Source organism: Nonomuraea sp. NPDC049158 (assembly GCF_040648335.1).
In the GTDB taxonomy this organism is placed as follows: domain Bacteria; phylum Actinomycetota; class Actinomycetes; order Streptosporangiales; family Streptosporangiaceae; genus Nonomuraea.
In genome coordinates, this window is record NZ_JBEZDM010000056.1 from 1 (window position 1) to 22,044 (window position 22,044).

Genomic DNA, 22,044 nt, shown 5'->3' on the forward strand with positions numbered 1-22,044 from the left:
GGCGTGCGGCGCCGCGTGCGGCCCCGCGGCCGAGGAGGCGGCCACGGCCCGACGGGCCATGGCGCGGCGACGGCTATGGCATCGCCAGCAGGACGCGTACATCCCATGGACCGAGACGTAGTTCCCGACCGGCCGCATGGCCAGCGCCGGCGAGCACGTCGCGCACCGGCCGAAATACGGGTGCATCCGGCCGCAGCTACGGCCCCATGCGGGAGGACGGCCAGATCAGCAAGCGCGGGGCTAACATGGCGCATTTCGCCAGGTTCGTCCGCCCCGGATACGTGCGGATCGAGGCGACGGCGAACCCGGCGCCGAACGTGTACGTCTCGGCGTACCGGGGCGGCGACTCCACGGTCGTCGTCGCCCTCAACAAGGGGACCTCCGCGGTCAGCCAGCAGTTCACCCTGGCGAACGGCACCGCGTCCAGGGTCTCGTCCTGGCTGACCGACGCGAGCAGGAACGTCGCACCCCAGGGCACGACCGGCGTGTCGAACGGTTCCTTCACCGTCACGCTTCCCGCTCGAAGTGTGATGACCTTCGTGACCGCGTGACCCGGGCTGACGCGGTCAGGGATGCCGCGAGGCGGTGGATAGCAGTGACGATGTGGGGCTCAGGCGCCGCCGCGTGGCCGAGGAGCAGTCCGGGACGTTTGACCGGTTCGACGCCGCTGCCGCCGAGGACGTCTTCGCCGAGCTGGAGAGCCTGGTCGACAAGGGCATGATCCGCGGCTACGGGTGGAGCTCGAGCGTGGCCCGCTGACCCCGGCTCGCCGCGGGCTGGAACAACACCGACGTCACCGTCACCCTCACGCCGACCGACGACATCTCCGGCATCGCCCGCACCGAGTACAGCGTGGACGATGGCCCCTGGACCGTCTACACCAGCCCGATCGTTCTGTCGACCGACGCCGTCCACACCGTCACGTACCGTTCCACGGATCGCGCCCTCAACATCGAGGAAGACAAGTCCCTGACGGTCAAGCTCGACAAGACCCCGCCGACCGTCACCTACACCGGCGCCAAGGAGACCTACGGCATCCTCGAAACCGTCGACATCACCTGCACCGCCGCGGACAACCTCTCCGGCGTCGCCACCACCACCTGCCAGAACATCTCCGGCCCCGCGTACGACTTCGACCCGGCGGGCAACACCTTCTCCGCCACCGCCACGGACGTCGCGGGCAACGCCGGTCAGGCGTCTTCCGTCACCTTCAAGCTGGTCGTCATCTACGCCGACCTGTGCACGTTGAGCAGGCGCTTCGTCACCAGGCCGGGCGGGGTCCCCGCCGTAGCCATGTGCGCCGTACTCGAGGCCGCCAAGCGCGCCGATGAGCTGGGCAACGCCACGGCCAAGGCCGCCGCCATCAACGCCTACGTCATGCAGGTGAACGCCGCGGTCATCAGCCGTTCCCTGACTCCGGCCCGGGCCGCCATCCTGAAGAAGCTGGCGGCCGCCCTGTAACCCCTCCCCGGGTGGGTGGGTCACCGGACGCCCGGTGGCCCATCCGCGTGCGCTCCCTACCTTGAGCCGTGAAGCGGCCCGCTAGGGGCTCTTCTGCCCTCGATCGAATGCCCCTGTGTGGTTCATGATCGTGGTGACGAGGGTGGCAGTCGCGATGAACGTACCCCCGCTCCATCCCAGGGCTCCGACCATCGGCACCCCATTCTCTCTCGCCACGATGAAGGCGATGAGTGCGATCACCAGCGAGAGAAGCATGTCGATGGTTAAGCAGAGCGCGATGCGCAGGGTGATGCTCACTTCTTTCTCATTTCGGTCCGATGGCTCGAGATCGGAGAAAGCGTGCGGCGCTCGGTCGACCTCGGCGGCGTCAATGCCCGGACGGGTGAGCCGGGAACTGCCCCTTTCGTCTGCTGATCTAGTGGCTGGCCTGAGGACGGATCGCCGTTTCGGCGGTGCTCATCCAGCGCTTATGGCGGTTCGCGAGCTGCCGCGCAGGTGCAGATGCATGTGCAGGTATGGATTTTCCCCTGCGGGACAACAATCCTCACCCAGCGCGGCTTCTCAGGAGAAATTGCCGATGCGTTTAGGTCTCATAGAAGCACATAATCCACGGAACGTTAATATCCGACTACGTAAAGTATCTGCACGTGCAGGCTGGCCGCGCTCGGAGCCGCCGGAGTCGAGCTTGACTGACCCGGGTGACCGTCACAGCGTCAGGGCCGCCCTCGCGCGGTCAAGCGCGAGGGCGGCCCCATGCCCGGAGGTGTTCGTCGTGGCCGTTACTTCTTGAAGGCGTCCTTGACCTTCTTCCCGGCGTCCTTGACTTTCTCGCCGGCCTGCCTGAGGCCCCCTTCGGCCTGCTCGGTACGCCCTTCGGCCCGCAGGTCCTCGTCGTCGGTGGCCTTCCCGAGGGTCTCCTTCGCCCGGCCCTTGAGCTCCTCCGCCTTGTTACGGATCTTGTCATCGGCGCCCATGTCCATGCCTTCCTCATCGGTTCCCGGAAACTCCAACTTTCCGAACAGACCGACTAGAAACATGCGAGGCCCCGCATCAGGTCAGTTGACGCAGTCCTGCTTGTGAAGCCCCAGCGCCATCTCGTACACCTTGCCCTTGTTGAGAAGGAAGGAATAGTAGGCCTTCGCGTTGCCGGCGATATCGACGTACGGGTAGCCGCTGGCGGCCGTCTTCAGCTTGGGATAGGCCTTCTTGATCTGCCGGTACGTGGAGCCCAGACCGATGCCCTCGGGGGTCTTGGCGCCCTTGGGCGCGAAGATCACCGCGACGCCATGCTTCTTGGAGATGTAGAGGCCAACGGAGTCGCTGCCGACAGGATGAGCCTTCAGGCTCCAGCCGGTGCAGGCGGAGGAGCCGGCCGGGCCGGCGTGCACGATCTTGCCGCTGGCCTTGGCCGTCTTGGCGCTCATCCCCAGCGTGATGCCCCCATATCCGGAAGGACCGAAGACGGCGGGCGCCGTCGCGGCGTGCGCTGCCGGCGCGAGGCCGCCCAGCACCAGGCCTGCGGCCAGAGTCGTGCCAAGTACGGTACGGGTCATCGTGTGTGTGGTCATGCAGGGTTGGATGGCCGAAGGGGCGGCGAAGTTCGCACGCGATCAGGCTCTGACAGACGCTCCCACTCGAAGTAGCCTCGAGATCGGGCCGAAGACCGTACGGTGTTCACCGCGGTCGGCTACAGCCGTAAGGCGAGCGACGAGTACGACGAGCGCGACTGGACCGACCCCGCTGACGACAACACCGCCTACACCAGATCGAAGACGATCGCCGAGCGCGCGGCCTGGGACTTCGTACGGACCGAGGCCGATGACCTCGAACTGGCCGTGATCAACCCCACCGGGATCTTCGGCCCGCTGCTCGGCCCGCACCTGTCGGTCTCCACCATGCTCGTCAAGACGATGCTCGACGGGGACATGCCGGTCGCGCCCCGCGTCTTCTTCGGCGTGGTGGACGTGCGGGACGTCGCGGACCTGCACGTACGGGCCATGACCCACCCCGCCGCGGCCGGCCAGCGGTTCCTGGCCAGCAGCGGCGCGATGATCAGCTTCCTGCGCACCGCCCAGATCCTGAGCGACCATCTGGGCGAGGTCGCGGCCAAGGTGCCGAAGCTGGAGCTCGCCGACGAGCAGGTCAGGGCCGCCGCGCGGACGAATCCCGAGCTACGGGCGATCGTCGACCAGCTGGGCCGGATCCCGGTCGTCCGCGCGGACAAGGCCCGTGACGTCCTCGGCTGGCAGCCGCGCGACCCGGAGGCCGCCATCGCCGACACCGCGGACAGCCTCGTCCGCCTCGGCCTGGTAGCGAGCTGACCCTAGGCTGAAGATCGGTGCGCGGGAGCCGGGCAAGCCGTCTTGTTACCAAGGTGTTCGGCTGGTGAGAAGATCGGGGGTGCTCCGAATAGCGAAAGCAGTACTCGCGAGATTGCCGGCACCGCTGCACGCGCTTGCGCTGAAGCATCGTGAACTGCTGAAGTTCGCGGTGGTCGGTGGAACAGCGTTCTTAGTGGACAACACGGTGTTCTACGGGCTGAAGCTCACCATTTTGGAGCCGAAGCCGGTGACCGCGAAGGTCATCGCGGTGCTCGTGGCGACGATCGTGTCCTACGTGTTGAATCGCGAATGGTCGTTCCGGACCAGGGGCGGCCGCGAGCGCCGTCATGAGGCGGCGCTGTTCTTCCTGGTCAGTGGCGTCGGTCTGGTGCTCAGCTCCGCGCCGCTATGGATCTCCCGGTACGTGTTCCGCATGGAGACCCCGGACGTGAGCCTGGTGACCCAGGAGATCGCCGACTTCATGAGCGCGCAGATCATCGGCACGCTGATCGCCATGGTCTTCCGCTTCTGGGCGCTCCGGAAGTGGGTCTTCCCCGACGAGAAGGCCCACCCCGGCCGCGTGCGGCTGGCGCCCACCCCCGATCCCCAGGACGAGGCGGCTTGATGGCAGCACTTGCTCCGTGGGTGCCTGGTTAGCGGTAGGCGCTGGCTTGGAGGGTGTACAGGTCGGCGTACAGGCCGTCCAGGGACATGAGGGTGTCGTGGTTGCCCTGCTCTGTCACCCTGCCGTGTTCCAGGACGTAGATGCGGTCGGCGTAGCGGACGCTGGCCAGCCGGTGGGTGATGAGCAGGACGGTGCGGCCGTCGGAGTGGCTGCGGATGCGTTCGAACAGGGCGTGCTCGGCGCGGGCGTCGAGGGCGGCGGTCGGCTCGTCGCAGATGAGCAGCGCCGCGTCGCGGTGGAAGCCCCGGGCCACCGCGATGCGCTGCCACTGGCCGCCGGACAGCTCCTGGCCGTCCTTGAAGCGCCGGTCGAGCAGCGTGTGGTAGCCGTGGGGGAGACCGCCGATGACCTCGTCGGCCCCGGCCACCTCGGCGGCCGAGTGCAGGGCCGGCTCGCCCTTGTCGGTGCCCATCGTGATGTTGTAGCGGGCGGTGAGCGGCCAGCGGGTGTGGTCCTGCGCGATGACCGCGGTGCGCAATCGGAGGTCTTCGGGGTTGGTGTCTTTGAGGTCGGTCTCGTCCCAGGAGACGGTGCCGCAGTCGGGTTCGTAGAGGCCGGACAGGATCTTGGCGAGCGTGGTCTTGCCCGAGCCGTTCTCGCCGACGAAGGCGACGATCTCGCCGCGTTTGATCTCGATGGACACCTCGCAGAGCGCGGGCTCGTCGGCGCCCGGATAGGTGAAGGACACCTTGTCGGCGACGATGCACTGGAAGGACTCGGGCGCCGCGAGCGGGCGGGGACCGGGCAGCCGGCGTTCGGCGTCGGCGCAGAACTCCAGGAAGTCCGTGAAGTAGAGACCCTGCTCGTAGAGGCGGTTGGTGGCGTACATGAGGCTGCTCAGGGACTGCTGACCGGATCTGATCGCCAGGACGGCGGTGCCCGCCACGGCGAGCGGGATCGCGGCGAGGGCCAGCAGGATGCCGAGCGCGACGTAGACCACGCCGGTGCCCAGGCCGCCGAAGGCCTCGCCCACGAGCCGGGCCACCGTCTGCCGTCTGGCCAGCCGCAGGAGCACCTCCTGCTCGGCCTTGGCCACGGCGTCGTAGAGGCGCAGCAGGAAGCCGCGCATCGTGAACGAGCGGACCTCGGCCGCGGACTCGCGCTCGGCCAGCAGCTCGGCGATGATCCACTTGCGGCGGCGGGCCGGGATGAGGGAGTACATCGTCGTGTAGCCCATCCGCGCGCTGCGGACCGCGGCCCAGGCGTCGGGCAGCACCGCCAGCAGGAGCAGCGGCAGCATGAGCGGGTGGAGGACGCCGAGCACCCCGGCCACGGCCGTGAGACCGACCACGGACGTCACCACGTCGATGGCCGAGGACACCACCGAGTCGGCCACCGCCACGCCCCGCATGCTGGCGCGTTCGAGGGAGTCGTGGAAGTCGGGGTCGTCGTAGGCGACCAGGTCGACGCGGCTGGTCAGGCCGTAGAGCCGCTCCTCGGTGAGCCGGGAGATCTGCGGAGTGAGGCGGGACTGCGCCCAGCCGGCGCCCGCCTGCATGGCGGTGCGCAGGGCGGCGGCCGTGGCGACCAGGGCGAGGCTGGGCAGCGCCGCCATCACGCGGTCGGGGGTGGGACCCTGGCTGAACAGGGCGGCGAGCACGCCGGTCGTGGCCAGCAGCCCGAACGCGGTGAACACCCCGCCGAGCAGGTTGAGCGTGACGGTGGCCAGGGTGTCGCGCGGGCTGGCTCCCCAGGCCATGCGCAGCGCCTGGCGCACGAGGGAGGGGAGCCGGCGGGCGATGGTCAGGAAGCTGACTTCCGCCATCTTGTCGGTGTGGGCATACCACTCGGAGATGGAGATCTCGCCGATTTCGAGAGGCTCATCAGACATACGCTCAGTGTGCACTCGGGCACCGACAGTTTCATCCGGTCATTTCTCCGGGGTCGCCGCCGATGCTCGGCGCCGTTCCGTACCACCTGTTCGTACGCTGTCCAGCCGCTCCTGTGACGCCTCGGTGAAGACGTAGACATAGGGATGGTGCGGCCGTACCGACCCCTCGGCGGCGGCTCGCGCCAAGGCGAGCGCGCCGTCGGCGGAGTCGCCTCGCGGCGGTTCGAAGCGAGCCTCGGGAAGCAGCGTCCTGACGGTGCTCTGGAAGGGCTCCATCAGCAGGTCCGCGGCGTCGAACAGCCGGCCGCCCCAGGAGAAGACCGGTTCGAGCCCGGACGCGGCGGCCAGCGCGGTCTGGCCGAGCTGCCGGCCGGCCTCGGTCCAGATCTGCCGGGCCACCGGATCCCCGTCGCGGGCCGCCTCGCCGACGGACGGCGCGAACGAGGCGAAGTGGTGGGCCGCCGACCCCGCCGCGTACACCAGCGCCACCAGCTCCGAGGGGTGCCCGAAATGAGCCGTCAGGCGCTCCAGAAGGGCGGGCGACCCGCCGGCCCGGCCGTCGTGCGCGCGCAGCGCGGCGTGCAGGCCGCGCATCCCGATCCAGGCGCCGCCGCCGTGGTCGCCGAGCAGGTAGCCCCACCCGTCGGACTGGTTCCAGACATCGGCCAGGTCGGTGCCGAGGGTGATGACGCCGGTGCCCGCGGCGACGACGACTCCGGGCCGGAACCCGAGCGCGCCGACATGCGTGGTCACCATGTCGCCGGTGACCACGAGCGTGCCCAGGTCGAACCGCCCGCGCAGGCGGTGCCAGAGCGTGCTCGGGTCCGGGACCAGGCCAGGCAGCCCGGTCGTGCCGATCGCCATGCCGGTGAACCGGTCGATCTCCCGGCCGCCCACGGCGTTCTGGACGACCCGGATGATCCGCGCCGCGAGCCGATCGAGGTCGACCCTGCCCTGCACGCGCGGCACCGGAGACGCGTCGTCCCCGGACATGATCGACCCGCCCGCCTCGATCCGTACCCTGATCCCCCCACCGCCGACGTCCACGCCCGCCAGCCCGCCACCGCCGACGTTCACGTTCGTCGGCTCTCCACCGCCGACGTTCACGCCTCCCAGGCTCATCTGCCGTCCGCCAGCGCGGCCACCGCCGCACGGACGCCCGGGTGCTGCTCCAGCGCGGTTCGCGCCCGCTCGGCCGAGCAGCCGGTGAGCAGCCGTACGAGCGCCTCGGGGATGTGGCCGCCCGCGTCGGCCAGGGCCGCGCGGCAGCTCGCCGCGTCCTCACCCGTCGCCTCGACGAGCAGGCTCACCGCGCGCTCGCCGAGCTTGGCGTTGGTGGCGAGCAGCCCGACCATGAGGTTGCCGTACGTCCGGCCCGCCTTGATCATGAGAGCCGTCGAGAACGAGTTGAGTATCACCTTCGTCGCCGTGCCGGCCTTGAGCCGGGTGGAGCCGGTCAGCGCCTCCGGCCCGGTGGCGGCGACGACGCTGATCTCGGCCAGCTCGCGGAGAGGAGCGTCCGGGTTACAGGTGACCAGCACCGTGAGCGCGCCGGCGGCCCGGGCCGCGCGCAGCGCGCCGGCCACGTACGGGGTCGACCCGGACGCCGTGATCCCGATCGCCACGTCGGCCTCGTCGAGCACGGCGGCGTCGGCGGCGCCCAGCGCCTCGGCGTCCTCCTGGTCGACGGAGGAGTCGGTGACGGCGGCGAGCCCACCGGCGAAGTGGGCGGTGAACAGGCCGCGCGCCGCCCCGAAGGTCGGCGTGATCTCCGTGGCGTCCAGCACCGCCAGCCGTCCCGAGGCGCCGGCGCCGAAGTAGTGCACCGTTCCGCCCCGGTTCAGCCGGAGATGTGCTTCGTCCACCGCGCGGGCGAGCCGGTCGCCGGCCGCGCCGACGGCCTCGACCGCCCGGGCGTCCTCCTCCCGCAGCAGCCGGAGGACCTCGCGGGACTCCAGAGTGTCGATGTCGGCGGTGCGTGGGTTCCGGCGCTCGGTCGGCGGTACCACCTGGGGCATCGTTCTCCTCATCGGTCGTGTTCGTGCGGCTGGGCAGGTGAGCCGCTCTGTCCGTGCGGCTGGGCAGGTGAGTCGGCCTGTTCGTACGTCTGGGCAGGTGAGCCGGCCTGTTCGTACGTCTGGACAAGTGAGTCGGCCTGGTCCGCGTAGGCGGTGAACAGCCGGCGTGACTCCGTGGCGAGGTCGCCCAGGTCCTGCGGCGGCGCCGCCGGGCCCTCCCGCAGGAAGAGCTCGGCCCGGTCACGGAGCCGCTCTTCCAGGTCCGCCTCGGGGCCGGCGCCGGGCGTGGCGAGCGCGCTGTCGAGGCCACGCGCCCACAGCTCCCAGCGGTCGCGGTAGTAGCCGCCGACGAGCCCGCTCCAGTGCCGCCCCGCGTAGTCGTCGAGCAGCGGGCTGGTGGTGGTGCCCCAGACCGTGATGATGCGGCGGGCGTTGTCCCGCAGGACGTCGCGTTCGGTCTGGTCGCCGGCCCACGACAGGGCCTTGGACTCCCAGTGCTGGAAGGTGTACTCGGGCTGGGCGGCCAGCATCCGGTCCAGGTCGTCGAAGACGCGCAGGAACCTGTCGACATGGGGTCGGCTGGCCGCACCGAGCGCGGCCGACCGCTCCACGGCGTCGAGGTAGTAGCGGTCGGCGACCCTGACCATGAACGCGATGCCCACCTCGACGAGGTCATGCCTCAGCGGACCGGTCAGCAGGTCAGGATCCTGCTCGGCCACCTCGATCATCCGCTCCCAGGCCGCGGCCAGCTCCGCCGGCTCGTACCAGAGGGTGCCGGTGACGTTGGCGCGTGCCCCGGCCATCCCCGCGTAGGAAGGTTTGGCGGTGAGGATGCCGTTGAACTGCGCGGGGTAGATCCGCAGGCCCCGGGTGTCGTAGACGGTGTTGAGGAGCCCGCGCCAGGCGGTCCGCAGCGGGGCCGCGCTCCTTTCGTAGCGCTGGGCCACGAAGGCGTCGAGCCAGGCGTCGAGGTCGGTGACCCGGTTCCAGATCTGGTCGGTCACGAGCTCGAAGAAGACGGGGTTGTTGCGGGTGGCCTCCATGGACAGGCCCAGGCCGGTGGGCGGGTTCGGCGCCGCCAGGGCGGTGTCGATCGCGGCCGGCACCGCCCGCAGGTCGGCGACCGGATCGGTGCGGCCGCCGAAGTTGAGCAGCGCGCACCAGAGCCAGGGCTTTCCGGAGAACTCCTCGAAGCGCTCCCACAGCGGGTCGTACTCCGCCCACAGGTCCGCGACGAGCATCCGGTCGTTCGGGATCGCGTCGAGGAAGGCGGTGACGCGGTCCTCGGTCCAGAACTCCCGCTGGTAGGAGAAGGGCCAGGCCTGCATGAGCCAGATCGCCTCCGGATCGGCGGCGCGTAGCCCGGTCAGCGTCGCCGTCGCCACGGCTCCGGGGAAGGAGGGGTCGGCGTCGACCGGGATCATCTCGATGAACGGATCGGCGGCGTACAGGTGATCGGTGCCGAAGAGCTTGATCTGGGCGCGGGCGATCTCGGTGCTCAGCCGCTCGTAGAGCGGGTCGGCCGGGTCGAGGACCCAGGTCTCGAACCCCTGCCAGTCGCGGCGCGCGGCCTTCGATGACGAGGCGATCTGGTACGGGACGTGTCCGGTGAAGGCCGGAAGGACGGGCGTCATGCCGAAGGCGCGCTCACGGTCGAGGATGCGCGCCCCGAGCTCGCGATGACTGTCGATCCAGGACGCGGGGAGCGGACCGGCGAAGCCGTCCAGACACCCCATGAACTGGAACGGAAGGTAGCCTGGCCCGCCGAGGAAGCCACGGATGGTGTGATCGTCGAGACCGAGGAGGGAGTAGGCGTCGTGCAGCGCGGCCTCGTGGCCGGTGATGGCGAGCGGCATGGTGATGCCGTGCAGGGCCATCCAGTCGATCTCGCGCTCCCAGTCGGCCCAGTCCCAGTACGGCATCGTGTAGCTGAACGTGCAGAAGTTGAAGTAATAGCCGTCCTGAACCCGCGCCGAGCCCTGCCGGGGCGGGCTGTCCGCGAGGGACGTCAGCCGCAACGGCAGCACGGTGTCCCAGCCCACGGACAGCTCGCAGCGTTCCCGCAGATAGTGGTGGAGCGCGACCGAGGCGCTCACGCCGTCCGTCGCGGCGACGGTGAGCGCTCCGTCCCTCGCCTCGTACTCGTAGCCACGCGTCGCGCCTTCGCGCGTGACGAAACGGATCGACTCGGCCACCGGTCCGAGAACGCGGTGGGCGAGACCCTTGACGGTGTCCGCCCACGGCGGGGGCTGATCGTCGTCACCGGATGACATCGCAGGTCACACCCCTCGACGAATTAGTTCCGTACGGTCCATAATTATTATGCTAGCGTACCCGCAAGTCGAGATCAGGGAGAGGCCATGGAGCAGGTCGTCGCCGTTGGCACGCAGTTCATGCGTGAGGTCAACGCCGGTGCCATCCTGCGGCGGCTGCGGACCGAGACCAGCATGAGCGTGTCCGCGCTGGCCAAGGCGGTCGGGCTCTCCCGGCAGGCGGTCACCCGTTCGCTCAACGCGCTGGCCGCGGAGGGGCTCGTCGAGTTCGGCTCCCTCGATCGGGACTCCAGCAGGGCCGGACGGCCCGCGCAGCTCGTACGCTTCCGGGCGGAGGCGGGCTACGTGCTCGGCATCTCGATCAGCCCGCAGGAGCTGCGGGTCGCGGTGTCGGACCTGGCCGGTACGGTCGCCGCGGCCGACGCGGTGCAACTCGGCGGCGGTTCCCATGCCGCGCAGGTGGTGGAGACACTCCTGCCCGCGGTGGCCCGCACGCTGGAGGCGGCGGGCATCACGACGGGCGACCTGTGGTTCGCCTCGGTGGGCACGCCCGGCATAGTCGACCCGGCGACCGGGATCATCCGCCTCATCCCGAGCATGCCCGGCCTGACCGGCGACCTCCTCCATCGCCGGATGAAGGACGCCCTCGGCTGCCCGGTCTACCTGGACAACGACGTCAAGCTGGCCACCCAGGGCGAACGGTGGCGGGATCCCGAACGCCGCGAGGACTCGCTGGTGATGGTTCACTGGGGCGAACGCGTCGGCGCCGGCATCGTGCTGAACGGCGAGCTCTACCGCGGTGCCTCCAACGACGCCGGTGATGTCGGCTTTCTCGACCTGTTCGCGGCCACCCCTCCCGAGCCCCGCCATCCGCACGGTCTCGGCCCGTTCGAGGGTTGGGTGGGCGGCGAGGAGATCGTCCGGCTGGCGAAGGCGGCGGCCGAACGCGACGGCGACGAGGCCTTCCGGACCCGGCTCGAAGCGGCGGGGGAGCGGGCGTTCGACGCCGTACTGGACGCCGTCGTCGAGGGCACACCCTCGGCCCTGGACGCGCTCGACGTGGTCGCCCGCCGCTTCGCCAAAGGCGTCGCGGCGATCCGGGCGATCCTCGACCCGCGGCTCGTGGTCATCGGCGGGCCGCTGGCCAGATGCGGCGAGACCCTGCTCGCCGCGGTCCGTCGGCACCTGTCCGAGCAGCCCCTGGACCAGCCGGCCCTGGAGGTCTCGAGCCTCCAGGACGACGCCGTCGTCCACGGGGCCCTGCGTCACTCGCTGGAGGAGATCGAGCGAACCAGGTTCGACCTGGTGAGAAGCGGCCGCCAGGAGGTCCGTTGAAGAACCCGCTTGGAGTTTGGCGACTCGGAGATAGGCGAAAGGTCATGCACATGACAGCACCAGGTCGGTGGCAGGCGCTCGCGGCGCTCGGCACCGCGGCGACACTCACCCTGACGGCCTGCGCGGGCACCGGCGGCACCGGCGCCTCGGGCGGTGACGCGGCGAAGAAGATCGACGTATCGACGACCATCCCCAACGACCCGGTCACGCTGACCCTGGCCTACAGCAATGATCCCCCCACCCAGACCCTCATCGACGGCTTCACCAAGAAGCACCCGAACGTCACCATCAAGCCCCAGATGACGCCGTTCAACGACTACGTCAAGTCGATCAAGCTGTCGATGTCGTCCGACGCGGCGCCGGACCTCGCGCAGTACAACCCGGGTGCGATGAACTCCCTGGTCCCGGCCGGCCTCATCCTGGACCTGGGTCCGTGGAACAAGGCGTACGGATGGACCGGCAAGTTCCCGCCCTCCAGCCTCGAGGTCCTCAGCTCCGACAAGGCGGCCAAGCAGTTCGGCACCGGCGGCCTGTACGCCGTGCCGGGCGGGCTGTCGGTGGTCGGCGTCTACTACAACAAGAAGATGGTCAAGCAGGCGCCGAAGACGCTGGCCGAGTTCGAGGCCGCGATGCAGAAGGTGAAGGACGCCGGCCAGACCCCGCTGAGCCTCGGCGCCCTCCAGGTCGGCGGCTTCCACCTGTGGAACGCGCTGCTCAACGTCACCGGCGACGTCGACGCCTACCGGAGCTGGGTCTACGGCAAGCCGGGCGGGACGATCAAGACCGACGCCGCGAAGAAGGCCTCCCAGACGCTGATCGACTGGTCGAAGAAGGGCTTCTTCCCGGCCGGCGCGAGCGCCACGGCGGACCCCGACGCGCTGGCGAACTTCTCCAAGGGCAAGAGCGCGTTCCTGGTGACCGGCAACTGGGGCGCCACCGCCGTGGAGAAGGAGCTGGGCGACGACGCCGGCTTCTTCCTCATGCCCACGGCATCGGGCGAGCCGGCCAAGGTCGCCTCGGGGGCGAGCGTCGCCTACGCCATCTCGGCCAAGACGAAGCACCCGAACGTCGCCGCGGCGTTCCTCGACTACCTGAGCTCGCCGGAAGCGGCGAAGATCGAGTTCGACGGCGGGTTCATGCCGGTCGACACCAAGGCCGAGCTCGGCGCCCAGGGGCTGCGCGGCGAGATCGCGACCGCCTTCACCCCGGTGGCGCAGGCCAACGGGATCGTCCCCTTCCCCGACTACGCCTCGCCCGGCATGATCGACAAGCTGACCCCCGGCATCCAGGGGCTCCTCAGCGACAAGATGACCGTCGACGACTTCCTCGGCTCCCTGCAGGAGTCGTGGGACGGACACCATGGCTCGTGATGTGAGCACGTCCATCTCCCCGCCGCGGGCCACCTCGGCCCGCGGCGGGGAGCGGGTGGCCGACAGCGGGCGGACTCGCCCGCCCCGGCGTGGGGGACGGGCCCGCGGCTGGCTGTACGTGCTGCCCGCGCTCGCCGCCTACCTGGGGTTCGCCATCTGGCCGGCGCTGAACACGGTGCGCCTGTCGTTGCTGAACTGGGACGGCATCCTGCCCGCGACCTTCGCCGGCCTGGACAACTACATCAAGATTTTTCGTGATTCGGCGCTGTACGAGGCCATCCTGCACAGCCTCATACTGATCGTCTTCTTCTCGGTCATCCCCATCGCTGTCGGGTTGTTCATGACGGCCCTGCTGATGGGCAAGGTGCGCCGGGGGATGACGTTCTTCCGGACCGTGTTCTTCCTTCCCCAGGTGCTGCCGCTGGTGGCCGTCGGCATCACCTGGCGGTGGCTCTACAGCGAGTCCGGCGTCGTCAACCAGGTCCTCGACCTGGTGGGGCTGGGGGCGATCACCCGCGCCTGGCTGGGCGACTACGGCCTGGCGCTGGTCGCGCTCGGGCTCATCGGGACCTGGGTGATGAGCGGGCTGTGCATGATGCTCTTCCTGGCCGGCGCGCAGAAGATCGACCCGTCCCTGTACGAGGCGGCCACGCTCGACGGCGCCGGGGCCTACCGGCAGTTCCTGCACGTCACCCTGCCCGGGGTGCGCAAGGAGATCACGATCGCCGGCGTCATCACCACGATCGCCGCGCTGGCCAGCTTCGACCTCGTCTTCACCACGACGAACGGCGGACCGGCGGGGCAGACCAACGTGCCCGGCCTGCTGGTCTATCGGCTGGCCTTCAACGAGGGCGACATCGGCGGCGCCAGCGCGCTGGCCGTCGTGCTGACCGTGATCGTGATCGCCGTCGTCGGTGCCGTCCGACACTTCACCAGGGATGAGAGTTGAGCATGCGCGGCGGTGTCGGAATCCGGTACGGAGTGCTCGTCCTGATGGCGGCCATGATCCTGGTGCCGTTCGTCGGCATCATCCTGGCCGCCCTGCACCCCCCGGGATCGCAGCTCAGCGGGCTGAGCATCCCGGACCGGTGGTCGTGGGAGAACTTCGCCCTGGCCTGGGAGCGGGGCAACTTCACCGCCCTCATGCGCTCCAGCCTGCTGATCGCGGTCTTCGTGGTGCCGATCGCGGTGACGCTGGCCACGCTCGCCGGTTATGGGCTGACGGTTCTGAAGGTGTGGGGCAACCGGGCGCTGTCGTTCGGGTTCGTGCTGGGGCTCACGCTGCCGATCGAGGTCATCGTGGTGGCGCTCTACTTCAACCTGCGCGAGGTCGGCCTCACCAACTCCTACGTCGGCATCATCCTGGCCGAGGTGGCGCTGTTCATGCCCTTCGGCGTGTACTGGATGCAGACGCACTTCTCCAACATCCCCGACGAACTCGTCGAGGCGGCGCGCATCGACGGTGCCCGAGACTTCATCGTGCTGGCGCGGGTGCTGCTGCCCGTCTCGTGGCCGCAGATCACCACGCTGTCGGTTCTGTACTTCATGTGGTCGTGGAACCAGTTCATGCTGGTCCTGGTCATGATGCAGGACCCGGATCGGCGTACGGCGCCCGGTGGCCTGGGGCTCTTCGTCGGCCAGTACACCACCGACATCCCCCTGCTGGCGGCGGCCTGTCTGATCGTCGTCGCGCCTATCGTGATCGTGTACCTCATCTTCCAGCGCAGCTTCGTCAACGGCATCACCCAGGGCGCCATCAAGGGTTGACCAGGTCGTCCCACCGCCGCCCGTGTTGTCACACCGGGCGGCTTCTGGCGTTCGTCCCGGCTTATTTTAAATCAGTCGCTTGACTTAACGTTGCGGCCCCGGTTAACTGACCACGAACCGAAGGAGGTTCTCGCGGAGGGCACCTCCACCACCCCGTAGAGGCACAGGAGGGACTCTCGATGAAAGTACGCGTGGACGAGGACAAATGCTGCGGCGCGGGCACGTGCGTGATGCTCGCGCCGGAGGTGTTCGACCAGCGGGAAGAAGACGGGATCGTGATCCTGCTCGACGCCGAACCGGCCGAGCAACTGCACACCACGGTCCGCGAAGCGGCCAGCATGTGCCCGGCGGCCGCGATCGAGCTGAGCGAGAACGCGTGAGCGCTCCCTCCAGCGTTCTGGTGGTCGGCGCCTCCGCCGCCGGGCTCGCCACCGCGGAGGCGTTGCGGCGCAAGGGCTACCAGGGCGGCCTGACCGTCCTCGGTGCCGAGCCGCACCTGCCCTACGATCGGCCGCCCCTGTCCAAGCAGGTTCTCTCCGGCGCCTGGGATCCCGAACGGGCTCAGCTGCGACCGCAGACCGCTCTGTCCAGTCTGGACGCCGAGTTCGTCCTCGCCGATCCGGCCGTCGGCCTGGACGTGGCCGTACGTACCGTGCGCACCGCGGCCGGGCGGGCCCTGCGCGCCGACGCCATCGTGGTGGCCACGGGGCTGCGTGCCCGGACGCTGCCCGGTCAGGCGGATCTGACCGGCGTCCACGTACTGCGCACGCTGGACGACGCGCTGGCGCTGCGCGCGGATCTGCTGGCCGCCTCGCGGCTCGTGGTCGTGGGGGAGGGCGTGCTCGGCGCCGAGATCGCCGCCACCGCGCGCGGCATGGGGCTCGAGGTCACCATGGCCGGCCCCCTGACGGCGCCGCTGGCCGGCCAGATCGGGCCCTCGGTCGCGGGACTGCTCGCCGAACTGCACACCGAGCGCGGGGTCCGCCTGCGGCTCGGTGCCGGCGTCGACCGGCTCACCGGCCAGGACGGCAAGGTCACGGGCGTGCGCCTGGCCACCGGCGACGTGCTGCCGGCCGACGTGGTCGTGGTGGCGATCGGCTCCGACCCGGCGACCGGCTGGCTGGCGGACAGCGGCCTGCGGGTGGACAACGGACTGGTGTGCGACTCGCGCTGCCGCGCGGCCGAGGGCGTCTACGCGGTCGGCGACGTGGCCCGCTGGCACCACGACAGGTTCGGCACCCTGCTGCGGCTGGAGAACCGGACCAACGCCACCGAACAGGCCAACACGGTCGCGGCCAACATCCTCGGCGACGACCAGCCGTACTGCCCGGTGCCCTACTTCTGGACCGACCAGTTCGACACCAAGATCCAGGTCCATGGCGTGCTGCCGGTCGACGCCGAGGTGACCGTGGTGGAGGGCGACCGTTCGGCCCGGCGGTTCGTCGCGCTCTACCGCCGCGACGGCAGAGTCACCGGCGTACTCGGCTGGAACATGCCCAAGCAGACCCGCCTGCGCCGCCAAGAGGTCGTCGACGCGCTCGCCGACTTCGCCTCCACTCACTGATTCCTCCTTGGAGAAACTGATGACCAGTACGTTGGACTCCCCGGCCGAGATCCCGGAATACCCGATGACGAGGGCGGCCGGCTGCCCGTTCGATCCGCCCCCGGCGCTCCAGGCGAAGCAGAAGGAGGGCCCGCTCACCAAGGTCCGCCTCTGGGACGGCAGCACCCCGTGGCTGGTGACCCGCTACGCCGATCAGCGGGCGCTGCTGGCCGACCCGAGGGTCAGCGCCGACGCCTACCAGCCCGGTTATCCGAGCCCGACCGCCCTCGTCGGCTCGGGCTCGCCGATCAGCTTCATCATGATGGACGATCCCGAGCATGCCCGGCTGCGGCGGATGGTGACGGCGCCGTTCACCATCAAGCGGGTGGAGGCGATGCGGCCGGCCGTACAGAAGATCGTGGACGACCTGATCGACGACCTGCTGGCCGGTCCGAAGCCGGTCGACCTGGTGGAGGCGTTCGCGCTGCCGGTGCCGTCGCTGGTGATCTGCGAACTGCTCGGTGTACCGTACGCCGACCACGACTTCTTCCAGGACAACAGCAAGACCATCATCAACCGGGACGCCGACCCCGAGCAGCGGGCGGCCGCCCTCGGCCGGCTGGCCGGCTACCTGGACACCCTGCTGAGCGAGAAGCTCGCCAACCCCGGCGACGACCTGCTGTCCGGGCTGACCGAGCGGGTCAAGGCCGGGGAGTTGTCCCAGCGGGACGCGGCCGGGATCGGGGTGCTGCTGCTGATCGCCGGGCACGAGACGACCGCGAACATGATCGCGCTCGGCACGCTAGCCCTGCTGGAACACCCCGACCAGCTGACCCTCCTGCGTGAGACGGCGGATCAGAAGCTGGTCACCTCAGCGGTGGAGGAACTGCTGCGCTACCTGCACATCACGCACAACGGGCGGCGCCGGGCGGTGCTGGCGGACATCGAGATCGCCGGCCAGGTCATCCGCGCCGGTGAGGGGCTGATCATGCCCAACGACATCGGCAACCGCGACCCCGACGCCTTCACCGACCCCGACCGGCTCGACCTCCAGCGCGACGCCCGCCACCACGTGGCCTTCGGCTTCGGCATCCACCAGTGCCTGGGCCAGCCGCTGGCCCGCATGGAGCTGCAGGTCGTCTACAGCACCCTCTATCGGCGCATCCCCACCCTGCGGCTGGCCGCCGACCTGGACCAGATCCCGTTCAAGCACGACGGGTCCGTGTACGGGGTCTACGAACTCCCCGTGACCTGGTGACCTTCCCCCGTACGGCACCCACGACGACAACCAAGAGGATCCCATGAAGGTCATCATCGACCAGGACAAGTGCGTCGCTTCCGGACAGTGCGTGGTCGCCGCCGCGGAGGTGTTCGACCAGCGCGACGAGGACGGCATCGTGGTGCTGCTCAACCCGGACCCGCCGGCGGAGCAGGCCGCCGACGTCAGGCATGCCGCGGTGGTCTGCCCGGCGCTGGCCATCCACATCGAGGACTGACACCCGAACCGGCGCCCCCACACGCGCGACGGGGCGCCGCTGCGGCGACCGTCTGACCTGGAGGTTTATCCTTCGGGTCCTTCGGTAGTCCACGAGCGCCCGACGCATCCGACCACCGAACCGGCTACTGCGAGCGGCTGACGCCCCAGGGACGTTGGCTGGCGCGAGCGGACGACGTGGTGGACCGGGCCGCCGTGAGCGCCGGACGTACTCGAGCGCCGATCCGGCCACCACGGCGTCCGTGGCTCGTCGTCACGCGTCTGGCGGTGTGCGGTCGGGCAGGAGTGGCTCCCACCAGGTGCGATTGTCCCGGTACCAGGTGACGGTCTCCGCCAGGCCGGTGTCGAAGTCCTTGCGTGGTCGATAGCCCAGCTCAGTGCGGGCCTTGGTGCAGTCGACCGAGTAGCGGAGGTCGTGGCCCTTGCGGTCCTCGACGTAGGAGACCTGGTCCCAGTCGGCGTCACAGGCTTTGAGGAGCAGGCCGGTGAGCTCCCTGTTGGTGAGCTCGGTGCCGCCGCCGATGTTGTAGATCTCGCCGGGACGGCCTGCGGTACGGACCAGTTCGATGCCCCGCACATGGTCGTCGATGTGCAGCCAGTCGCGGGTGTTGCCCCCGTCGCCGTACAGCGGCACCCGCCGGCCGTCGAGCAGATTGGTGATGAACAGGGGGATGATCTTCTCGGGGAAGTGATGGTGGCCGTAGTTGTTGGAGCAACGGGTCACCCGTACGTCGAGACCGTGGGTGCGGTGATAGGCCAGGGCGAGCAGGTCGGAGGCCGCCTTCGAGGCGGAGTACGGGGAGCTGGGCCGCAGCGCGTCGGTCTCGAGCGAGGAGCCCGCCTCGACCGAGCCGTAGACCTCGTCGGTGGAGACGTGCACGAACGTCGCCAGCCCGCCGCGGACCGCCGCGTCGAGCAGGGTCTGGGTGCCGGTCACATTGGTGCGCACGAACTCGGTGGCGCCCATGATGGACCGGTCGACATGGGACTCGGCCGCGAAGTGGACCACCTGGTCGTGGCGGGCGACGAGCGGGTCGACGAGTCGCGTGTCGCATATGTCGCCCTGGACGAAGGTGAACCTCTCGTTCGTACGGACCTGCTCGAGATTCGCCGGATTGCCGGCGTAGGTGAGCTTGTCGAGGACGGTGATCTCCGCGTCCCCGTCGGCCTCGTCGAGCAGGGTGCGCACGTAGTGGGAGCCGATGAAGCCGGCGCCGCCCGTCACCAGGATCCGCATCGGGTGATCTCCTCCTCGGTCATGCAGGCTTCCAGAACCGGACGCCGCTTCCCCCGCACAGCGCGGTCACGATCTGTCTTTCGCCGGGGAAATCATATCGCCGGTAAACCGGGCGCAACCCTTTAGTGGCCGACATAGGGGGGCGCGGGGGGATGGCTAGGGGGTGAACGAGGGTCCTCTTGGAGTCCATTCCGATGTGCTGCGGTGTGATGCTCGGTGCACGAATATCGACTCCGGCTACCGGTTTTCCCTGACGAAGGGTATTTCGTGAAAGGCATAATTCTGGCCGGCGGGCACGGGACCCGGTTGTATCCTATTACGCTCGCGGTCTCGAAACAGCTGCTGCCGGTGAACGACAAGCCGATGATCTATTATCCCTTGTCCGTGCTCATGCTGGCGAATATCAGAGAGATCCTGGTGATCTCTACCCCGGAGGACCTGCCGAACCTGGCACGTCTGCTGCGCGACGGCTCCCACCTCGGGCTCGACATCAGCTACGCCCGCCAGGACGAGCCCGTCGGCCTGGCCGACGCCTTCATTCTCGGCGCCGACCATATCGGCGACGATTCCGTGGCGCTCGTGCTCGGCGACAACATCTTCCACGGAAATTCGTTCTACGACATCCTCCAGGAGAACACCGCGGACGTGGACGGCTGCGTGTTGTTCGGCCATCCGGTCAGCGATCCCGAGCGCTACGCCATCGCCGAGAGAGACGCGCTCGGCGGGCTCATCTCGATCGAGGAGAAACCCGCGCACCCGCGCTCCAACTGCGCCGTCGTCGGCCTTTATCTCTACGACAACGACGTCATCGACATCGCCAAGAACGTCCAGCCGTCCGCTCGCGGAGAGCTCGAGATCACCGATGTCAACCGGGTGTATCTCGACCGCGGCAAGGCGAAGTTCGTCGAACTCGGCCGAGGGTTCGCCTGGCTCGACGCGGGCACGCCCGACTCCATCCTGCAGGCGAGCCAGTACGTTCACATGCTCGAGGCCCGGCAGGGCGTACGCATCGCCTGCATCGAGGAGATCGCGCTGCGGATGGGCTACATCGACGCCGAGCAGTGCCACCGCCTCGGCGCGGAACTCCTGCCCTCCAGCTACGGCCGGTACGTCTGCGCCCTCGCCACCGAGTTCCGCCACGCCCGTCAACCGGCCGGATCATTCTCCTAGAACCCCTAGAGATCGCCGATGGCCGGCCACCCCCGGCCACGATCACCGGAGGTACCTGACATGACCATTCCCTCGTCCGCGGCCGCACCCCTCCCCGGCCGCGGACCCGTGGAGGTCGCGCTCGAAGGCGGCCCCGCCGATGTCCCGCGCACTCTCCGCGTCATGCACGACGTGGTCTCGGATGGAAAGATAAAGATTCCGCGCAATGGCGGGTACGAGCATTTCGAACGGGTCGGCGCGTCGCCGGAGTCCGGCGGCCCGCCGCTCTTTCGGTGGACCACGCGGACCAAAGTCGCCGAATGAACCGGCCCAAGGCGCACCGCGCCTTTCCGCGACTCGGGGCGCACCGCGTCTTTCCGAGCCCCGGGTCTCACAGCGCCTTTCGCAGACCCGGTCCGATGTCGGCCGAGCCGGAATTCTCCCGCTCCTCGACGAAGACGGCCACCCCGTCCAGCAGGCGGCGAAGACTGAACCAGAGCCATTCGTCGATGTGGGCCACTTCCTCCTGTCTCTCCAGCAGGCTCGACAGCATGGGGAACTGCCCGGATTCGAGGATCTCCGACAGCATCGGCATCTTGGCCGCGCGCCACTGCCGGGTGGTGACGCCGGTGCGCCGCTCCGCCTCCCATTCGCTGACGCGAAGCAGGGCGGCACCTTGTACCTGAGCGCTTACGGCGATGGTCACCCAGTGCATCATCACCGGATCGAGGCCGAGGCCGTCCAAGGCGCCCATGGCCCGTTCGAGGTCGGCCAGAATGTTCGGCCCGAGCGGCGGTTGCGGGGTCGCGATGACCTGCAGCACCCATGGGTGCCGCGAATAGAGTCGCCACTCCCGCAGCGCGGACAGTTCGAGCCGCGAGCGCCAGTCGGCCGGAACGGGCGCCAGATTCTTGTCCTCGCCGTGTACGCGATCGACCATCAATTCGATCAAGGCGTCCTTGCTCGACACGTATCGGTAGAGAGACATCGTGCCGACACCAAGGTCCGCCGCCACCCGGCGCATGGACAGCGTCTCCAGGCCTTCGGTGTCGGCGATCTCGATGCCGGTGCCCACGATCCGTTCGAGAGTGAGCCCTTCGCGAGGCTCCCGCGGGACCGTCTCGGGCTTGGTGGGCTTGTCGGCTTCCATGACCGGCTCCGCGGGGGGCCCTTCAGAAAGTGGCCCTTCGGAGCAGGGCAGCGCGCGTGCCGCCACACGCGCTCTGTATGCCCGCCCCTGGCACGACCGCGAGCAGTATCGCGGACGTCGCCCCCGAGGTGCGGCATACAACGGTCTGCCGCATTGTGCGCAGGTGAGCATCTGGCCTCACAGATTTTGTCACGCGCATATTGATATGTAGTGAAATTATATCACACGAAGTCGTGATGAAACTGATCAACAAGTGTGATGAAATGCCCCCGACCGCCACCGAAATTGCGTGATATATACCCGTTGGTGTCGCTTTGTCGGAATTTATTCCTCGACAAAGATCTTGAAGTCGGTCGAAGGCAGGTCTGAGTACGTCGTATGCACGCGTACCCGCTATCCGAGGAGTATG

24 protein-coding genes are annotated in these 22,044 nt (G+C 69.0%); 15 read left to right on the forward strand and 9 right to left on the reverse strand.

Annotated features, from left to right (window positions below; genetic code table 11):
• Positions 1 to 245: 245 nt before the first annotated feature.
• The 3 genes from AB0B61_RS53635 to AB0B61_RS53645 all read left to right on the forward strand — a co-directional run bounded on the left by AB0B61_RS53635 (position 246) and on the right by AB0B61_RS53645 (position 1,461).
• Positions 246 to 551, forward strand: a complete 306-nt coding sequence (locus AB0B61_RS53635; RefSeq protein ID WP_358449382.1) for a glycoside hydrolase family 30 beta sandwich domain-containing protein — start codon at positions 246 to 248, stop codon at positions 549 to 551.
• A gap of 34 nt (positions 552 to 585) precedes the next feature.
• The gene (locus tag AB0B61_RS53640; protein WP_358449384.1) at positions 586 to 759 is read left to right on the forward strand and encodes a hypothetical protein; all 174 of its coding nucleotides are present in this window, start codon (positions 586 to 588) and stop codon (positions 757 to 759) included.
• A gap of 93 nt (positions 760 to 852) precedes the next feature.
• A complete protein-coding gene (locus AB0B61_RS53645) occupies positions 853 to 1,461 on the forward strand; it encodes a hypothetical protein (protein WP_358449386.1) in 609 nt (202 codons plus the stop codon).
• 81 nt (positions 1,462 to 1,542) lie between these two features.
• Here the strand turns inward: AB0B61_RS53645 and AB0B61_RS53650 are convergent, their stop codons facing one another.
• From AB0B61_RS53650 to AB0B61_RS53660, 3 genes are all read right to left on the reverse strand, one after another.
• Positions 1,543 to 1,758: a hypothetical protein gene (locus AB0B61_RS53650; RefSeq protein ID WP_225301007.1), complete on the reverse strand. Its 216-nt coding sequence runs from the start codon at positions 1,756 to 1,758 to the stop codon at positions 1,543 to 1,545.
• 482 nt (positions 1,759 to 2,240) lie between these two features.
• Entirely contained in the window at positions 2,241 to 2,435 is a 195-nt protein-coding gene (locus tag AB0B61_RS53655) for a CsbD family protein (protein ID WP_358449388.1), read from the reverse strand.
• An 81-nt stretch (positions 2,436 to 2,516) separates the two neighbouring features.
• Positions 2,517 to 3,029: a hypothetical protein gene (locus AB0B61_RS53660; RefSeq protein WP_358449390.1), complete on the reverse strand. Its 513-nt coding sequence runs from the start codon at positions 3,027 to 3,029 to the stop codon at positions 2,517 to 2,519.
• A gap of 102 nt (positions 3,030 to 3,131) precedes the next feature.
• On the opposite strand from AB0B61_RS53660, the gene AB0B61_RS53665 reads away from it, so the two are divergent.
• Together AB0B61_RS53665 and AB0B61_RS53670 are read left to right on the forward strand one after the other, a co-directional pair.
• Positions 3,132 to 3,782, forward strand: a complete 651-nt coding sequence (locus AB0B61_RS53665; RefSeq protein ID WP_358449392.1) for an NAD-dependent epimerase/dehydratase family protein — start codon at positions 3,132 to 3,134, stop codon at positions 3,780 to 3,782.
• Between the two features lie 169 nt (positions 3,783 to 3,951).
• Positions 3,952 to 4,407: a GtrA family protein gene (locus tag AB0B61_RS53670; protein WP_358449394.1), complete on the forward strand. Its 456-nt coding sequence runs from the start codon at positions 3,952 to 3,954 to the stop codon at positions 4,405 to 4,407.
• A 28-nt stretch (positions 4,408 to 4,435) separates the two neighbouring features.
• On the opposite strand, the gene AB0B61_RS53675 is transcribed toward AB0B61_RS53670, so the two are convergent.
• Genes AB0B61_RS53675 through AB0B61_RS53690 form a run of 4 tightly spaced genes read right to left on the reverse strand, consistent with a single transcriptional unit; the run spans position 4,436 to position 10,589 of the window.
• The gene (locus AB0B61_RS53675; protein WP_358449396.1) at positions 4,436 to 6,298 is read right to left on the reverse strand and encodes an ABC transporter ATP-binding protein; all 1,863 of its coding nucleotides are present in this window, start codon (positions 6,296 to 6,298) and stop codon (positions 4,436 to 4,438) included.
• A gap of 39 nt (positions 6,299 to 6,337) precedes the next feature.
• The gene (locus tag AB0B61_RS53680; RefSeq protein WP_358449398.1) at positions 6,338 to 7,405 is read right to left on the reverse strand and encodes a BadF/BadG/BcrA/BcrD ATPase family protein; all 1,068 of its coding nucleotides are present in this window, start codon (positions 7,403 to 7,405) and stop codon (positions 6,338 to 6,340) included.
• A gap of 11 nt (positions 7,406 to 7,416) precedes the next feature.
• Positions 7,417 to 8,316: an N-acetylmuramic acid 6-phosphate etherase gene (locus AB0B61_RS53685; RefSeq protein WP_358449400.1), complete on the reverse strand. Its 900-nt coding sequence runs from the start codon at positions 8,314 to 8,316 to the stop codon at positions 7,417 to 7,419.
• Positions 8,317 to 8,324: 8 nt separating this feature from the next.
• Positions 8,325 to 10,589, reverse strand: a complete 2,265-nt coding sequence (locus AB0B61_RS53690; protein WP_358449402.1) for an alpha-N-acetylglucosaminidase TIM-barrel domain-containing protein — start codon at positions 10,587 to 10,589, stop codon at positions 8,325 to 8,327.
• Positions 10,590 to 10,676: 87 nt separating this feature from the next.
• Between AB0B61_RS53690 and AB0B61_RS53695 the strand changes: the two genes are divergently transcribed.
• The 8 genes from AB0B61_RS53695 to AB0B61_RS53730 all read left to right on the forward strand — a co-directional run bounded on the left by AB0B61_RS53695 (position 10,677) and on the right by AB0B61_RS53730 (position 18,100).
• Positions 10,677 to 11,924, forward strand: coding sequence for an ROK family transcriptional regulator (locus AB0B61_RS53695; RefSeq protein ID WP_358449404.1), 1,248 nt, complete (start codon positions 10,677 to 10,679; stop codon positions 11,922 to 11,924).
• 50 nt (positions 11,925 to 11,974) lie between these two features.
• Positions 11,975 to 13,294 (forward strand): extracellular solute-binding protein, encoded by a 1,320-nt coding sequence (locus AB0B61_RS53700; RefSeq protein WP_358449406.1) that lies wholly within the window; start codon positions 11,975 to 11,977, stop codon positions 13,292 to 13,294.
• Entirely contained in the window at positions 13,284 to 14,243 is a 960-nt protein-coding gene (locus AB0B61_RS53705) for a sugar ABC transporter permease (RefSeq protein WP_358449408.1), read from the forward strand. The genes AB0B61_RS53700 and AB0B61_RS53705 overlap by 11 nt, the downstream gene beginning before the upstream one ends.
• Before the next feature lie 2 nt (positions 14,244 to 14,245).
• Positions 14,246 to 15,061: a carbohydrate ABC transporter permease gene (locus tag AB0B61_RS53710; RefSeq protein WP_358449410.1), complete on the forward strand. Its 816-nt coding sequence runs from the start codon at positions 14,246 to 14,248 to the stop codon at positions 15,059 to 15,061.
• Between the two features lie 179 nt (positions 15,062 to 15,240).
• A complete protein-coding gene (locus tag AB0B61_RS53715; protein ID WP_357951416.1) occupies positions 15,241 to 15,441 on the forward strand; it encodes a ferredoxin in 201 nt (66 codons plus the stop codon).
• Positions 15,438 to 16,625, forward strand: a complete 1,188-nt coding sequence (locus tag AB0B61_RS53720; RefSeq protein ID WP_358449412.1) for an FAD-dependent oxidoreductase — start codon at positions 15,438 to 15,440, stop codon at positions 16,623 to 16,625. The genes AB0B61_RS53715 and AB0B61_RS53720 overlap by 4 nt, the downstream gene beginning before the upstream one ends.
• Positions 16,626 to 16,644: 19 nt before the next feature.
• Entirely contained in the window at positions 16,645 to 17,862 is a 1,218-nt protein-coding gene (locus AB0B61_RS53725) for a cytochrome P450 (protein WP_358449414.1), read from the forward strand.
• 43 nt (positions 17,863 to 17,905) lie between these two features.
• Positions 17,906 to 18,100 carry a ferredoxin gene (locus AB0B61_RS53730; RefSeq protein ID WP_357951422.1) on the forward strand — a complete coding sequence of 65 codons (195 nt, stop codon included), beginning with the start codon at positions 17,906 to 17,908 and terminating at the stop codon, positions 18,098 to 18,100.
• Between the two features lie 252 nt (positions 18,101 to 18,352).
• Here the strand turns inward: AB0B61_RS53730 and rfbB are convergent, their stop codons facing one another.
• On the reverse strand, positions 18,353 to 19,336 hold the full coding sequence (gene rfbB, locus AB0B61_RS53735; RefSeq protein ID WP_358449416.1) for a dTDP-glucose 4,6-dehydratase: 984 nt from the start codon (positions 19,334 to 19,336) through the stop codon (positions 18,353 to 18,355).
• A 267-nt stretch (positions 19,337 to 19,603) separates the two neighbouring features.
• Here rfbB and rfbA point away from each other — a divergent pair, with 267 nt between their 5' ends.
• Positions 19,604 to 20,506 carry a glucose-1-phosphate thymidylyltransferase RfbA gene (gene rfbA, locus AB0B61_RS53740; RefSeq protein ID WP_358449451.1) on the forward strand — a complete coding sequence of 301 codons (903 nt, stop codon included), beginning with the start codon at positions 19,604 to 19,606 and terminating at the stop codon, positions 20,504 to 20,506.
• Positions 20,507 to 20,566: 60 nt separating this feature from the next.
• Positions 20,567 to 20,809, forward strand: coding sequence for a DUF5988 family protein (locus tag AB0B61_RS53745; RefSeq protein ID WP_358449418.1), 243 nt, complete (start codon positions 20,567 to 20,569; stop codon positions 20,807 to 20,809).
• A gap of 67 nt (positions 20,810 to 20,876) precedes the next feature.
• Here AB0B61_RS53745 and AB0B61_RS53750 read toward each other — a convergent pair whose 3' ends face one another.
• A complete protein-coding gene (locus tag AB0B61_RS53750; protein ID WP_358449420.1) occupies positions 20,877 to 21,635 on the reverse strand; it encodes a TetR/AcrR family transcriptional regulator in 759 nt (252 codons plus the stop codon).
• Between the last annotated feature and the right edge of the window lie 409 nt (positions 21,636 to 22,044).